The sequence below is a fragment of the Serratia sp. CY38905 genome, from assembly GCF_052168875.1.
In the GTDB taxonomy this organism is placed as follows: Bacteria; Pseudomonadota; Gammaproteobacteria; order Enterobacterales; family Enterobacteriaceae; genus Serratia; species Serratia sarumanii.
Map to the genome: position 1 here is coordinate 258,520 of NZ_JBJNLV010000002.1, position 13,728 is coordinate 272,247.

Consider the following 13,728-nt stretch of genomic DNA (forward strand, 5'->3'; position numbering starts at 1 on the left):
TGTGCTCAAGCAGAGGTGACGATGGACTTCCAGGCGATTAAAAACACGGCGCGCCAGGCGCGCCGATATGTGGTGACCATGAACCATAAGGCAGGCAAGGGCCATACCGGCGCCGATCTGTCGGAAATCGACATCATCTGCACCTTGTATATGGCGGTGATGGATCGCGGCAATGCCCGGCCCGATCAGGATCGGTTCATTTTGTCTAAAGGGCACGGCGCCGGCGGTTTTTACTGCAGCTGCGCGGCGATGGGCCTGCTCGATCCGGCGGTGCTCGATCAGTTCATGGGCGACGACACCTTACTGGCCGGGCATCCGGTGCGGCAGAAGCTGCCGGAGCTGGTGGAGATCAACTCCGGCGGTTTGGGGCATGGCCTGCCGATCGCCGTGGGGCTGGCGCTGGGCAACAAACTGGCCGGGCGCGCACATCGCCGCGCTTTCGTGCTGCTGGGCGACGGCGAGCTGGCGGAGGGATCCAACTGGGAGGCGGCGATGGCGGCCAGCAAATTCAAGCTGGATAACCTGATTGCCATCGTCGATCGCAACCGGCTGCAGCTGGCGGGCAAGACAGAGGCCATCATGCCGCTGGAGCCGCTGGCGGAAAAATGGCGCGCTTTCGGTTTCGAAACCCTGGAATGCGACGGGCACGATCCGGCGGCGCTGGTGGCGGCGATCCAACGCCCGAGCCAGGACAAGCCGCGGGTGATTTTGGCCAATACCGAAAAGGGGCACGGCGTGTCGTTTATGGCTAACGTTGCCGCCTGGCATCACGCGGTACCGGACGAACAACAGCTGGCGCAGGCGCTGGCGGAACTGGAGGGGTGAACATGCAGGACTTACGCGATGCCGTGGTGACGGCGTTGATCGAAGAGCAGCTGGCGGGGGCAGATCTGAGCGTGATGGTGGCGGACTCCACGTCCACGTCGAAAATCGCGCCCTTTGAGCAGGCTTATCCGGAGCGTGTGGTGAACGTCGGCATCGCCGAACAAAATATGGTGGGCATGGCCGCCGGCATGGCGCTCAGCGGCCGCACGGTCTTTACCGCTAACGCCGCGCCTTTCCTGTTCGCCCGTTCTAACGAGCAGATGAAAAACGATGTTTGCTACACGGAAACCAACGTGAAAATGCTCGGCCTGAATGCCGGATTCGGCTATGGGCCGCTGGGGGCGACGCACCATTGCATGAACGATATCGCCATCGCCCGCACGCTGGGCAATCTCAGCGTCTATGCGCCGGCGGATGCGCGACAAGCGGCAGAGATTGTCCGTTATGTCATCGCGCAACCCGGCCCGGCCTATATCCGTATGGACAGCGACAAGCTGCCGGTGCTGAACGCGAGCTATCACTTCCGCCCCGGAGAGCCGGAGGTGCTGCATCAAGGATCTGACAGCCTGGTGTTTTGCCTGGGGACGGTGGCGCACGAGGCGATGAAGGTGCTGGAATTGGGCGATAACCCGACCATCGTCTCGCTGCCTTCGCTCTGGCCACTCAATGAGGCGGCGGTAGTGGCGTTGATACGTTCGCACCGCCGGGTGCTGACCATGGAGGAGCACGCCCTCAGCGGTGGCTTGGGCACCATCATCGGTGAGCTGTTGCTGCGGCATCAGCTGCCGCGGCCGTTTACCGCGCTGGGCGTGCCGGCTTATGAATTCACCCACAGCAGCAGCCGGGCGGCGCTGCGGCGGCAATACGCCATCGACGCCGCAGGGTTGCATGCTCAGTTAACGCCATAGGGGGAATGCGATGGAGCAGAACGAATACGACGTTAATTTACGCTACGGTGTCGATAGCCGGATGTCGCTGGCAGGGAAGGTAGCAGTGATCACCGGCGGTCTGGGCGGCATCGCGATGGCCGCCAATCGCCTGCTGCTGGAGAAGGGCGCGCGCCTGGTATTGATGTATCCGGCCTTTGAACAGGACAAGGCCGCGGCGGCGCTGCGGGAGTTGGGTGAAGAACAGGTGTTCTGCCAGGTGTGCGACGTGACCGAACCCGGCTCGGTGGCTGCCGCCTTCAACGCGGCTCAGCGGCGCTTTGGCCGGCTCGATATCCTGGTCAACTGCGCCGGCTACGTCAATCTGCAACCGGCGACGGAAGTGACGCTCGAGGAGTGGCAGCGCCACTTGGCGGTCAACCTCACCGGGCCCTTCTTGTGTTCGCAGGAACTGGCGCGCCGTGCGATAGCCGCCGGCCACGGCGGGAAAATCATCAACATCGCGTCGCAGGCGGCCTCCATCGCCATTGACGATCACTGCGCTTACACCGCCGCCAAGGCAGGGCTGCTGGGCATGACCAAGGTGATGGCCAAAGAGTGGGCGCCGCACGGCATCACCGTCAACACGTTATCGCCCACCGTGGTGCTGACGCCTATGGGAGAAAAAGCCTGGCGCGGCGAGAAGGGCGAGGCGATGAAAAAGCTGATCCCGCTGGGGCGTTTTGCTTATACCGACGAAATTGCGGCGGCGATCCTGTTTTTTGCCAGCAACGGCAGCGACATGATCACCGGCGCGGACCTGATGATCGACGGCGGTTTTACCATTTGGTAAGCGGCAACCGCAGCGATCGCCAACACCAGACGATGTTCAACACAACGATAAGAGAACACCATCATGAGAAAAATAGCCACTTACCTTACCCTGCTCACCGGTTTTGCCTGCACCTCTGCCATGGCGGCGGAAAAGGGCACGATCGCCATTCTCGTCAATTCGCTGGATAACCCTTATTACGCGGCGGAAGCCAAGGGGGCCGAGAGCAAGGCCAAGTCGCTCGGCTATCAGACGCTGGTGCTGTCGCACGGCGAAGACGTTAAGCGCCAGGGGGAGCTGATCAGCCTGGTTATCGGCCGCAAGGTTCAGGGCATCATTTTGGATAACGCCGATTCTCAGGCCAGCGTCGCCGCTGTGCAGCAGGCGAAAAACGCCGGTATTCCGGTGGTGCTGATCAACCGCGAGATCCCGGTCGATGGCGTGGCGTTGGCGCAGATCACCCATAACAACTTCCAGGCCGGCTCGGACGTCGCCAACCAGTTTGTCGAAAAAATGGGGGAAACCGGCAAATACGCCGAGTTGACCTGCAACCTGGCGGACAATAACTGCGTCACGCGCTCGCAGTCGTTCCACAACGTGATCGACCAATACCCTGAGATGGTCAGCGTGGCGCGTCAGGATGCCAAGGGCAATCTGCTGGAAGGGAAACGCATCATGGACAGCATTCTGCAGGCGCATCCGGACATCAAAGGCGTGATCTGCGGCAACGGCCCGGTGGCGCTGGGCGCAGTGGCGGCGCTGAAGGCCGCCGGCCGGCAGGATGTCACCGTGGTGGGTATCGACGGCAGCAACGATGAACGCGACGCCATTCTCAACGGCAGCCTCTACGCCAGCGTGATGTTGCAGGCGCAGGCGATCGCCGCGCAGGGCATTGAAATCCTCGACGGCTATTTCCAGTCCGGCAGCTATACCGGCAAGGAGCGCGTGATGTTCCGCGGCATCCTGATCGGCAAAGACAATGCGCAACGGGTCAGTGACTTCAACTTCAAACCGTAATCCGCGTTGAGCGGCGTCTTTCATCACCCCGTCCCGGCGGCGGGGTGCGATCGGAGGTGTTGTTATGTCGATGCGCATTGCGCTGGCCGTCACCGTCGTCCTGGCGTTGAGCGGTTGCCGTATCGTTTCGGAGAAAAAGCTGGCGGAGCTTCGCTCCCCGGTGAATCCGCATGTGGCGCAGGCGGCGGAAATTTACCGCGGCCAAATCGCTCCGCAGGCGGTCAAAACGGCGCAGCCGCTGGGCGAGCTGATCGCCCGGATCGCCCAGGCCAAGGATTTTGACAGCGCCTGCGGTCTGCTGGGGTACCGCGCTCAACCGGAGTTTCCTTGTTATTTCAACGTTAAGGTCAGTGGTGAAGTCGCGGCGGTCAACACCCGATCGCGCAGCGGAAAATTAACGCTCAAAGTGACCGATGCGCCGCTCAGCAGCGTGGAGGTGCAGATCGGGCCGGTTTATCGCGGTACGGCGTTGCGCGACAGCTATCGCGGCCTGAGCTACAGCGATTTCAATGACCAAGCGTTGTTCGGCGATTTTGCCAGGGCGATTAATCAGGCTTCGATCGACGAACTGGCCGGATCCCAGCCCAAGGTGGGTGACCACATTACCGTGTATGGCGTATTCAGCAGCTGGCAGGCGCCTGCCGAGCCGCTGTTGATCACGCCGGTACGCATTCAACCTTAAGGGGGCGTGATGAGCGATCCGGTCATTATTCAAACGCGCAACGTTTCGCGTCTCTATCCTGGCGTCACGGCATTGGATAGCGTGAGTTATCAAGTGTTTCGCAATCAGGTCAACGTGCTGATCGGCGAAAACGGCGCCGGCAAGTCGACCATGATGAAGCTGCTGGCGGGGGTGGATACCCCGTCCTCCGGTACCATCGAGCTGGAGGGTAAAGCGGTGACGCTAACTTCCACGCAGCAGGCGGAGCGGCTCGGGATCAGCATTATTTTCCAGGAGCTGAACCTGTTCCCCAACCTGTCGGTGATGGACAACATTTTTATGGCCAACGAGTTCTTCCAGCGTGGCCGCATCAATGTGGACTATCAATATCAGCTGGCCAAATCCTTGCTGCAGCGGCTGGAGTTGGACATCGATCCGCATACGCCGTTGGGCAGTCTCGGCATCGGACATCAGCAGCTGGTGGAAATTGCTCGCGCCTTGGCGAAGGACACCCGGGTGCTGATCATGGATGAGCCGACGTCGGCGCTGAGCCAGGCTGAAGTGCGCACGCTGTTTCGGGTGATCGCCGATCTGAAAAAACGCGGCGTCACCATCATCTACATTTCTCACCGTCTGGAAGAGCTGATGGAGATTGGCGATCGCATCACGGTGTTTCGCGATGGGCGTTTTGTTGCCGCCGAGCCGGTCTGCAACGTCAGCATCCCGTGGATCATCGAAAAGATGGTCGGGGAAAAGAGCAAGCACTTTGATTATTGCGCGGCAGAGCAAGGGGATGAAGTGCTGAAGGTTGAGCAGTTGACGCTGCCGCGTGAAAACGGCGGCTATTGCCTTAACGACGTCAGTTTTTCACTGCGCAAAGGGGAAGTGATCGGCATTTATGGCCTGTTGGGCGCCGGCCGCACCGAACTGTTCAAGGTGATCAACGGCGTGATGCGCCAGACGGCAGGCCGCATTCTGCTCAACGGCAAAAGCGTGGAGCGGTTGGGGTTTCGTCAGCGCATGGCGTTGGGCATGGCGCTGGTGCCGGAAGACAGGCAGGCGGAGGGCTTGGTGCAGATGATGTCGATCAAGGCCAACATGACCCTGGCCAGCCTGGGGCGCAACGCGCTGCGGCCGTTGGCGTCGGCCGGGGAGTGTGCGTTGGTCGACGGCATGATCGAAAAACTGGCGATCAAGGTGAGTGACCGGGAGCTGCCAATCACCAGCCTGAGCGGCGGCAATCAGCAGAAAGTGGTGTTGGGCAAGGCGCTGCTGACCGGGCCGCAGGTAGTGTTTCTCGATGAGCCGACACGCGGAATCGACGTCGGCGCCAAAACGGACGTTTATCACCTGATTGGCGCGATGGCACGCCAGGGGCTGGCGGTGATGTTCTCTTCGTCGGAGCTGGATGAGGTGGTCTCACTGGCCGACCGGGTGATGGTGATGGCGGACGGGAAACTGACGGCTGATCTGCCGCGCGAACGGGCCGATCGCGAAACGCTGATCCGCGCCTCAACCCCACACGCATAAGGATAAGGCAATGCAAACCAAGTATCGGTTGTATATGTATTTGCTGCAGGCGCGCACCTTCATCGCCCTGTTGCTGGTGGTGCTGTTCTTCAGCGGCATGGTGCCGAATTTTCTGACCGTCTCCAATCTGTTGATCATGACGCAACACGTGGCGATTACCGGGTTGCTGGCGGTTGGCATGACGCTGGTGATTCTCACCGGCGGCATCGACTTGTCGGTCGGCGCGGTGGCGGGCCTGTGCGGGATGATCGCCGGTGCGCTGTTGACCGTCGGCATCCCGCTGTGGGATGGCAACCGGCTGTTTCTCAACGTCTTTGAAGTGATCGGCGCGGTGGCGCTGTTGGGCGTGTTGTTGGGTTTGATCAACGGCACGTTGATCACGCGGCTCGGCGTTGCGCCGTTCATCTGCACCCTGGGCGCAATGTACGTGGCGCGCGGAGCGGCGTTGTTGACGGCGGACGGCAAAACCTATCCCAATCTGGTGGGCATGGAAGCGCTGGGCAACACCGGTTTCGCGGCCCTGGGATCCGGCACCTTTCTCGGGATTTACAACCCGATTTGGCTGATGTTGGCCATCGTGTTGTTGGGGATCTATCTCACCAAGAAAACGCCGCTGGGCCGTTATATCTATGCGATTGGCGGCAATGAGCCGGCGGCGCGGCTGTCGGGAGTGCCGATCGTCAAAGTGAAAATGTTCGTCTATGCCTTCTCCGGGCTGTGTGCGGCGCTGGTGGGGCTGGTCATCGCTTCTCAGTTGCAAACCGCGCACCCGATGACCGGCAATATGTTCGAGATGGACGCCATCGGCGCGACGGTGCTGGGCGGTACGGCGCTCAGCGGTGGCCGCGGCAGGGTATTTGGTTCGATCATCGGCGCCTTTGTGATCGTTTTTTTGGCGGACGGTCTGGTGATGATGGGCGTCAGCGAGTTCTGGCAAATGGTGATTAAAGGGCTGGTGATCGTTACCGCCGTGGTGATTGACCAGTTCCAGCAGCGTTTGCAGAGCAAGGTCATTTTGATGCAGCGGCAGGATAAAAAAGCGGTGCAACCGCTGGCTGAGGTGAGCCATGGCTAAAGCGGATTGCATTGTCGCGTTGGACGAAGGCACCAGCAACGCCAAGGCCGTGGTGGTGGATGCGCAGGGGGCGATCGTCGCCAGAGCCAGCAGGCCGTTGACGCTGCAGACGCCGCAGCCCGGTTGGGTGGAACAGCGGGGCGAGACCTTGCTGGCAGCCTCTGTGGCGGTGCTGCGGGAAGCGATTGCGTTGGCCGGCGCATCCCGTATTGCCGGTATCGCCATCAGCAACCAGCGTGAAACCGCCATCGGCTGGCGGCGTTCCAACGGCCAGCCGATCGGGCCGGCCCTAACCTGGCAATGCGCGCGCGCCGCCGATTTCTGTGAACGGCTGCGGCACGATCGGCAGGCCGAAGTGGTGCGTCGCGCCACCGGCCTGCCGCTTTCACCGCTATTCTCGGCGGCGAAAATGCGCTGGTTGCTCGATCGCTGCGAAGGGGGGCAACGGATGGCGGAGAACGGGGAAATCTGCCTTGGCACCATCGATGCCTGGCTGCTGTGGCAGTTGAGCGGAGGACAGGCATTCGGCTGCGATACCTCCAATGCCGCTCGCACCCAGCTGTTGAACCTTGCCTCCGGCGATTGGGACGAGCGGATGCTGGCGCTGTTCAACATTCCCCGCCAGGCGCTGCCGACGATCTCCCCCTCCAGCCATGTGTTCGGCGTGACGTTGGGATTGGAAGGCATTGCCGACGGCATTCCGATTGGCGCGATGGTCGGTGATTCGCATGCGGCGCTGTACGGCCATGCGCTCGGCCAGGCGGGGCAGGTTAAGGCCACCTATGGCACCGGTTCATCGGTGATGGCGCCGATCGCCGAAGCGCAATGCGACACGAGCGCTCTGGCAACGACCGTCGCCTGGCACGATGGCGAGCGTATGCAGTATGCGCTGGAGGGCAATATTCCCCACACCGGCGACGCCATTGCCTGGATGCTGGATATCACCGCCATGCCGGCGGGGGGCGAGACGCCGTTAAGTGAACTGCCTGTTTGCGTGGCCGACAGCGGTGGCGTCTATTTTGTGCCGGCACTGACCGGGGTCGGCGCACCCTGGTGGGATGAGCAGGCGCGCGGCGTGATCTGCGGCCTCAGCCGCGGCACGCGGCGGGAACATTTGGTGCGGGCCGCATTTGAGTCGGTGGCTTATCAAATCGCCGATGTGATCGGCGTATTGCGGCAACAGCCGGGTTTTGCATTGCAGGGGTTAATGGCCGATGGCGGCCCCAGCCGCAATGACTGGCTGATGCAGTTTCAGGCCGATCTGCTGGGTTGCCCGGTGTGGCGCAGCAACACGGCGGAACTCTCGGCGCTGGGGGCGGCGCTGATGGCGATGCGCAGCCTGTGGGGGACTACCGATCGGCAACTGGCGGCATTGTTGCCCCAACATGATGAATTTAAACCCGATATGCAGCGCCACCGGCAGCTGCAGGAAAACTACAGCGCCTGGCGGCAGGCGGTGCAACGCACCCTGTGGCGGCCGCAGGCGAGCTCATCGATGACAGGAGAACAACCATGAATCGTGATTTCACGGGGAAAACCGTGGTGATTACCGGCGCATGCCGCGGCATTGGGGCCGGCATCGCCGAGCGCTTCGCCCGTTTGGGTGCCAATCTGGTGATTGCATCGAATGCGGAACGCATTCTGACCACGGCGGAAACGCTGCGCCAGCGTTATGGTGTGGAGATTCTGCCGGTGATCCTCGACGTCACCGATGAGGCGCAGGTGGTTGATTTTTATCGTCAGGCTTGGGAGCAATTCGGCGCGATCGACGTTTCCATTCAAAACGCTGGGGTGATCACTATCGATCGTTTTGACCAGATGCCCAAAAGCGATTTTGAGAAAGTGTTGGCGGTAAATACCACTGCGGTGTGGCTCTGCTGCCGGGAAGCGGCTAAATATATGGTCGGCCAGCGCAAGGGGCGGCTGATCAACACCTCTTCCGGTCAGGGGCGTAACGGATTCATTTACACACCGCATTACGCCGCCAGCAAAATGGGCGTGATCGGCATTACGCAAAGTTTAGCGCTCGAGCTGGCACCGTATGGCATTACCGTCAATGCATTCTGCCCCGGCATCATTGAAAGCGAGATGTGGGAATATAACGACCGCGTTTGGGGCGAAATTCTCAGCGGGCCGGAAAAAACCTACGGCAAAGGGGAGTTGATGGCCGAGTGGGTGGCGGGTATTCCGCTCAAGCGCGCCGGTCAGCCCGAGGACGTGGCGGGTCTCGTGGCCTTTCTTGCCTCGGACGATGCCGACTACATCACCGGCCAAACCATCAATGTGGACGGCGGGTTAATCATGTCATGACGTGACTGTGTCACAAAAACGCGGCGTCGGAACGGCGCCGCATTAACCGCTTACATTTTCCCGCCATTGCAATCCGCGCCGTCGCCCCCATATCCTTATAAATTCGACGTTTTGAGAAGCTTTCTCATCAATTTGTTCGCTAAGGCCGTTTACTGCCGAATATGCCAGCAGATATGTGGTTTTATCGTGCCGCAGGGTTTCCCTGCCGCAGTGGGAAATGCTAACTTAAGGGTTAGGGACGCCACGTTTTGGCATCGTTCATCCGATTCACTCGGCATCGCGGGAAAGAATGTGAAATATTTGCTGATTTTTTTGTTGGTTCTGGTGATCTTCGTGATTTCCGTCACCTTGGGTGCGCATAACGATCAGGTGGTCAATTTCAACTATCTGGTTGCGCAGGGTGACTATCGCGTATCGACCCTGTTGGCCACGCTGTTTGGCGCCGGTTTTGTTCTCGGCTGGATCATTTGCGGCCTGTTTTACCTGCGCACGCGCATTGCGTTGAGCCGCGCCGAGCGCAAGATCAAAAGGCTGGAGCTGCAGCTTGAGCAGCCCGCTGAACCGGCGGCTCAGCCCGTTGTCAGCAAGGAATAATCCTCTATGTTAGAACTGCTGTTTCTGTTGCTGCCCGTGGCTGCCGCGTACGGTTGGTACATGGGGCGCAGAAGCGCTCAGCAGGATAAACAGCAAGAAGCCAACCGCCTGTCGCGTGAATACGTGGCAGGGGTGAACTTTCTGCTTTCCAACCAGCAGGACAAGGCGGTCGATCTGTTCCTCGACATGTTGAAAGAGGACAGCAACACCGTTGAAGCCCACCTGACGCTGGGTAACCTGTTCCGTTCGCGCGGCGAAGTCGACCGCGCCATCCGTATCCACCAGGCCTTGATGGAAAGCGCCTCCTTGACCTTTGAACAGCGCCTGCTGGCGGTACAGCAGCTGGGCCGCGACTATATGGCGGCCGGGCTGTACGATCGCGCGGAAGACATGTTCAGCCAGTTGACTGACGAAGCGGATTTTCGCGTATCGGCGCTGCAGCAACTGCTGGTGATCCATCAGGCCACCAGCGATTGGCAAAAAGCGATCGACGTGGCGGAAAAGCTGGTCAAGCTGGGTAAAGAGAAACAGCGCGTCGAGATCGCGCACTTCTATTGCGAACTGGCGCTGCAGGCGATGGGCAGCGACGATCTCGATCGGGCGATGAGCCTGCTCAAACGTGCGGACGCAGCCGATAAACAGTGTGCGCGCGTATCCATCATGTTCGGGCGCATCTATATGGCGCAAAACGACTACGCCAAAGCGGCAGAGTCGCTGCAACGCGTGCTGAGCCAGGATAAAGAGTTGGTCAGCGAAACGCTGCCGATGCTGCAGGAATGCTACACGCATCTGCCGGAACAACAGCACAGCTGGGTTGAATTCCTGAAACGCTGCGTGGAAGAGAACACCGGCGCCACCGCCGATCTGATGCTGGCCGAGATCATCGAACAGCACGAAGGGCGCGACGTGGTGCAGGTCTATATCAACCGCCAGCTGCAGCGCCATCCGACCATGCGCGTGTTTTACCGGTTGATGGATTATCACCTGGCGGACGCCGAAGACGGCCGGGCGAAAGAGAGCCTGCTGCTGTTGCGCGATATGGTCGGCGAGCAAATTCGTACCAAGCCGCGTTACCGCTGCCACAAATGTGGCTTCACCGCGCACTCGCTCTATTGGCATTGCCCGTCGTGCCGAGCCTGGTCATCGGTCAAACCGATCCGCGGTCTGGACGGGCAATAACGCGGCGGCGGGGCAAAACAAAACGGGGCGATTATCGCCCCGTTTTTTCGTTTGCCGCTTACTTTTTCTTGCCGCCTTTGGCGCCGGTTTTCAACAGCTGGCGCAGTTTCTTCAGTTCTTTCTGGCTCAGCGGCTGTTCAACCTCTTCTTCGGTGCTTTGATTGTCGATCTCGCCGTGGTGCAGCTCATCCGCCTTTTTGGCCGGCTTTTCTGCCTTGGCGGCGGGCGCGTTGAAGCTGTTTTCCAGGCGCTGGCATACTTCCACGCTCAACGAAAATTCGTTTTCAGCGGCGGCGGCGCGGATTTTTTCCTTCAGTTCCAGAGGAATTTTGATGGTAAGTGTCGATATCTCGCTCATTTTGAAAGCCTTTCTGCAGGAAGATGCCTTCAAGCTAAGCCACTGGCGATCGGGTGTCTAGTGTGTAATAAAAATTTAATATTTCTGTAACAAAGAAGGGTGAGGCAAACGCGGGTTTTTTAGGCGAGAAACAGAGGCAGGGCCCGAGCGTGCGGGCCCTGTACCGGAAACATTATTTATAGATGATCGCGGTGCCGCTCAGCATGTTGTTACCGCCGGCGGAGATGATGCGGTAGCTGCCGGCGCCTTGGGCATCGGCTTTAGCGGCCAGTTTTTTCTCCAGGCTGCTGAGGGTGGTCGCATGGCCCGCGGAAACGATGCCGCTGGCGGTCAGGCTGTCAGCCTGTTGGCTGTTGACCGGCTCAGCGGCGAAGGTAGCGAAAGAGGTCAGTGCGATAGCGGTAGCGGCTGCAAAATATTTGATGGTTTTCATAGGTGACTCCAGTCTGTTTATTTAGGAAGGAAGCCATTCGCTTCCGATGTGGTGAATAATAAAGCATCTGCGCCGTTTGAAAATCTGATAATGCTGAGCAAGTTGTTCAAAATGTTTGATTGATAATTTACGCATCTTTACGACGTTTTACGCTGCGTGGTTTATCGCTGACGCGCTTTCGTTGACGCGCCATGACAAAGGTGAGAGGTAACATGACAGAGCGGCGGTACGCGCTGCGGCTGGGATTTCTGGCCCTCGGCATGTAGAATGCGGCGGTCAGTTTCGCGGGTGAGTACCTGATTATGTCCATTTTACAGAAGGTAGAAGAAATGAAGTCTGAAAATAACACTAATAACAATGACTTAAAATCATCTCCAATCGTTGTGGCGTTAGATTACGCCGATAAGAACGCTGCGCTGGCGTTCGCCGACCGTATCGATCCGCAAGACTGCCGGCTGAAAGTGGGCAAAGAAATGTTCACGCTGTTTGGGCCGCAGCTGGTGCGCGATCTGCACGGGCGCGGTTTCGACGTGTTTCTCGACCTGAAATTCCACGATATTCCCAATACCACCGCGCATGCGGTTGCGGCGGCGGCCGAGCTGGGCGTTTGGATGGTCAACGTCCATGCCAGCGGCGGCGCGCGCATGATGACCGCCGCTAAAGAAGCGCTGCTGCCTTACGGAGCGGATGCGCCGCTGCTGATCGCCGTGACGGTGCTCACCAGCATGGAAGCGGAAGACCTGCGCGGCATTGGCATCGAGGCCAGCCCGGCGGAACACGCCGAGCGCCTGGCGCGCCTGGCCCGCGACTGCGGGCTGGACGGCGTGGTCTGTTCGGCACACGAAGCGCAGCGCCTGAAGGCCGCCTGCGGGCAGGCTTTCCAGCTGGTTACGCCGGGGATCCGCCCTGAAGGCAGCGCGGCGGGCGATCAGCGCCGTATCATGACCCCGGTGCAGGCCCAGACCGCCGGCGTGGACTACATGGTGATTGGGCGTCCGATCACCCAATCTGCGGATCCGGCCGCGACGCTGCGCGCGATCCGCGCCTCTTTGGCCTGAGGAGGCAATGATGAATGACGATAACAGCCGCCTGGTGTATTCCACGGACACCGGCCGCATCAAGCAGGAAGACGTTAAGCCGCAACGCGCCAAGGGCGACGGCATCGTGCGCATCCAGCGTCAGACCAGCGGCCGCAAGGGGAAGGGGGTATGCCTGATCGCCGGCGTCGATCTGGATGATGCCGCGCTCGACAAACTGGCGGCCGAGCTGAAAAAGAAATGCGGTTGCGGCGGTTCGGTGAAAGACGGGATTATCGAGATCCAGGGCGATAAACGCGATCTGCTCAAACAGCTGCTGGAAGCCAAAGGCATGAAGGTCAAACTGGCGGGCGGTTGAGGTGAATCGCCATGCCGCGGTGCAATACTGCGGCATGGCTTGAGGTTGTTGCTGCCGGGGGTTAGCCCGTTAACGGCAAAAGAACCATAGACTTAAAGTAAAACAGACCTGAAATCATCGTTATTCTGGTTAATACGTCAAAGCGCCGAGGCGCTTTTGCCAGCCTGTCGGCCGAGGTCTCTCGGTCAGGTTATTTGCCAACCTGGTGACCGATGATGCCCCCTACCGCAGCCCCACCCAGCGTGCCCAGCGCGCTGCCGTCTGTCAGCACTGCGCCGCCGACTGCACCGGCGCCGGCGCCGATAGCGGTGTTGCGATCGCGTTTGGACATGTTGGAACAGGCGCTGAGTGAAAACGCCAGAGTCAGTGCCAGCGCGGCGGTGGCGAAACGTTTATTGATAATCATCATAATGACTTCTCCTTAGCATTGGCTATATGGAAGTGCCCTATAAGTATAGGCGTTAACCATAAATCAGGCCTGCCGTTGATTCCCGTACAGTATCGATATAAAAAAATGGCATTTTTTGTTAACGGCCGAATAATTAGCAAGTTACGGCCCAAAAGGCGCCGAAACTGAGTATAGGTTTCTCGGGAAGGATAAACAGGTAAATAGTCTTAAAATCCTGCTGCGCAAGGGGAAGGCGCGCGGTGTA

At 59.6% G+C, this 13,728-nt stretch carries 16 protein-coding genes; 13 read left to right on the forward strand and 3 right to left on the reverse strand.

Features of this window, described 5'->3' with window-relative positions:
* The first annotated feature begins 21 nt into the window (after positions 1–21).
* From ACJ8MK_RS08000 to lapB, 11 genes are all read left to right on the forward strand, one after another.
* Positions 22–825 carry a transketolase gene (locus ACJ8MK_RS08000; protein WP_033634732.1) on the forward strand — a complete coding sequence of 268 codons (804 nt, stop codon included), beginning with the start codon at positions 22–24 and terminating at the stop codon, positions 823–825.
* 2 nt (positions 826–827) lie between these two features.
* Positions 828–1,733, forward strand: coding sequence for a transketolase family protein (locus tag ACJ8MK_RS08005; RefSeq protein ID WP_060418851.1), 906 nt, complete (start codon positions 828–830; stop codon positions 1,731–1,733).
* A 10-nt stretch (positions 1,734–1,743) separates the two neighbouring features.
* On the forward strand, positions 1,744–2,544 hold the full coding sequence (locus ACJ8MK_RS08010) for a GolD/DthD family dehydrogenase (protein ID WP_033647564.1): 801 nt from the start codon (positions 1,744–1,746) through the stop codon (positions 2,542–2,544).
* 63 nt (positions 2,545–2,607) lie between these two features.
* Positions 2,608–3,540, forward strand: coding sequence for a D-ribose ABC transporter substrate-binding protein (locus tag ACJ8MK_RS08015; protein ID WP_041035342.1), 933 nt, complete (start codon positions 2,608–2,610; stop codon positions 3,538–3,540).
* A gap of 64 nt (positions 3,541–3,604) precedes the next feature.
* On the forward strand, positions 3,605–4,222 hold the full coding sequence (locus tag ACJ8MK_RS08020) for a DUF2291 family protein (protein ID WP_103829573.1): 618 nt from the start codon (positions 3,605–3,607) through the stop codon (positions 4,220–4,222).
* Between the two features lie 9 nt (positions 4,223–4,231).
* Positions 4,232–5,731, forward strand: a complete 1,500-nt coding sequence (locus ACJ8MK_RS08025) for a sugar ABC transporter ATP-binding protein (RefSeq protein ID WP_033653017.1) — start codon at positions 4,232–4,234, stop codon at positions 5,729–5,731.
* 10 nt (positions 5,732–5,741) lie between these two features.
* Entirely contained in the window at positions 5,742–6,806 is a 1,065-nt protein-coding gene (locus tag ACJ8MK_RS08030; RefSeq protein WP_041035336.1) for an ABC transporter permease, read from the forward strand.
* A complete protein-coding gene (locus ACJ8MK_RS08035) occupies positions 6,799–8,322 on the forward strand; it encodes an FGGY family carbohydrate kinase (RefSeq protein ID WP_442517637.1) in 1,524 nt (507 codons plus the stop codon). The genes ACJ8MK_RS08030 and ACJ8MK_RS08035 overlap by 8 nt, the downstream gene beginning before the upstream one ends.
* Entirely contained in the window at positions 8,319–9,116 is a 798-nt protein-coding gene (locus ACJ8MK_RS08040) for an SDR family oxidoreductase (RefSeq protein ID WP_060421004.1), read from the forward strand. The genes ACJ8MK_RS08035 and ACJ8MK_RS08040 overlap by 4 nt, the downstream gene beginning before the upstream one ends.
* Positions 9,117–9,407: 291 nt before the next feature.
* Complete coding sequence (locus ACJ8MK_RS08045) at positions 9,408–9,710, forward strand: LapA family protein (protein ID WP_442517638.1); 303 nt, start codon at positions 9,408–9,410, stop codon at positions 9,708–9,710.
* Between the two features lie 6 nt (positions 9,711–9,716).
* Positions 9,717–10,889, forward strand: coding sequence for a lipopolysaccharide assembly protein LapB (gene lapB, locus ACJ8MK_RS08050; protein ID WP_033634721.1), 1,173 nt, complete (start codon positions 9,717–9,719; stop codon positions 10,887–10,889).
* Between the two features lie 58 nt (positions 10,890–10,947).
* On the opposite strand, the gene ACJ8MK_RS08055 is transcribed toward lapB, so the two are convergent.
* Positions 10,948–11,247 carry an Arc family DNA-binding protein gene (locus tag ACJ8MK_RS08055; RefSeq protein ID WP_033653022.1) on the reverse strand — a complete coding sequence of 100 codons (300 nt, stop codon included), beginning with the start codon at positions 11,245–11,247 and terminating at the stop codon, positions 10,948–10,950.
* 172 nt (positions 11,248–11,419) lie between these two features.
* Complete coding sequence (bhsA, locus tag ACJ8MK_RS08060; protein WP_041035330.1) at positions 11,420–11,680, reverse strand: multiple stress resistance protein BhsA; 261 nt, start codon at positions 11,678–11,680, stop codon at positions 11,420–11,422.
* A 329-nt stretch (positions 11,681–12,009) separates the two neighbouring features.
* On the opposite strand from bhsA, the gene pyrF reads away from it, so the two are divergent.
* Both pyrF and yciH read left to right on the forward strand, forming a co-directional pair.
* Entirely contained in the window at positions 12,010–12,738 is a 729-nt protein-coding gene (gene pyrF, locus ACJ8MK_RS08065) for an orotidine-5'-phosphate decarboxylase (RefSeq protein ID WP_193169311.1), read from the forward strand.
* Between the two features lie 10 nt (positions 12,739–12,748).
* Positions 12,749–13,075 carry a stress response translation initiation inhibitor YciH gene (gene yciH, locus ACJ8MK_RS08070; RefSeq protein ID WP_033647552.1) on the forward strand — a complete coding sequence of 109 codons (327 nt, stop codon included), beginning with the start codon at positions 12,749–12,751 and terminating at the stop codon, positions 13,073–13,075.
* Between the two features lie 190 nt (positions 13,076–13,265).
* On the opposite strand, the gene osmB is transcribed toward yciH, so the two are convergent.
* Positions 13,266–13,484, reverse strand: coding sequence for an osmotically-inducible lipoprotein OsmB (osmB, locus tag ACJ8MK_RS08075; protein WP_004945176.1), 219 nt, complete (start codon positions 13,482–13,484; stop codon positions 13,266–13,268).
* Positions 13,485–13,728 lie beyond the last annotated feature (244 nt).

Coding starts and splice junctions, on each gene's coding strand:
- lapB (WP_033634721.1), top strand. CDS start 9,717: ATGTTAGAACTGCTGTTTCTGTTGCTGCCCGTGGCTGCCGCGTACGGT.
- ACJ8MK_RS08040 (WP_060421004.1), top strand. CDS start 8,319: ATGAATCGTGATTTCACGGGGAAAACCGTGGTGATTACCGGCGCATGC.
- bhsA (WP_041035330.1), bottom strand. CDS start 11,680: ATGAAAACCATCAAATATTTTGCAGCCGCTACCGCTATCGCACTGACC.
- ACJ8MK_RS08035 (WP_442517637.1), top strand. CDS start 6,799: ATGGCTAAAGCGGATTGCATTGTCGCGTTGGACGAAGGCACCAGCAAC.
- ACJ8MK_RS08025 (WP_033653017.1), top strand. CDS start 4,232: ATGAGCGATCCGGTCATTATTCAAACGCGCAACGTTTCGCGTCTCTAT.
- ACJ8MK_RS08030 (WP_041035336.1), top strand. CDS start 5,742: ATGCAAACCAAGTATCGGTTGTATATGTATTTGCTGCAGGCGCGCACC.
- pyrF (WP_193169311.1), top strand. CDS start 12,010: ATGAAGTCTGAAAATAACACTAATAACAATGACTTAAAATCATCTCCA.
- ACJ8MK_RS08015 (WP_041035342.1), top strand. CDS start 2,608: ATGAGAAAAATAGCCACTTACCTTACCCTGCTCACCGGTTTTGCCTGC.
- ACJ8MK_RS08005 (WP_060418851.1), top strand. CDS start 828: ATGCAGGACTTACGCGATGCCGTGGTGACGGCGTTGATCGAAGAGCAG.
- ACJ8MK_RS08020 (WP_103829573.1), top strand. CDS start 3,605: ATGTCGATGCGCATTGCGCTGGCCGTCACCGTCGTCCTGGCGTTGAGC.
- osmB (WP_004945176.1), bottom strand. CDS start 13,484: ATGATGATTATCAATAAACGTTTCGCCACCGCCGCGCTGGCACTGACT.
- ACJ8MK_RS08000 (WP_033634732.1), top strand. CDS start 22: ATGGACTTCCAGGCGATTAAAAACACGGCGCGCCAGGCGCGCCGATAT.
- ACJ8MK_RS08055 (WP_033653022.1), bottom strand. CDS start 11,247: ATGAGCGAGATATCGACACTTACCATCAAAATTCCTCTGGAACTGAAG.
- yciH (WP_033647552.1), top strand. CDS start 12,749: ATGAATGACGATAACAGCCGCCTGGTGTATTCCACGGACACCGGCCGC.
- ACJ8MK_RS08010 (WP_033647564.1), top strand. CDS start 1,744: ATGGAGCAGAACGAATACGACGTTAATTTACGCTACGGTGTCGATAGC.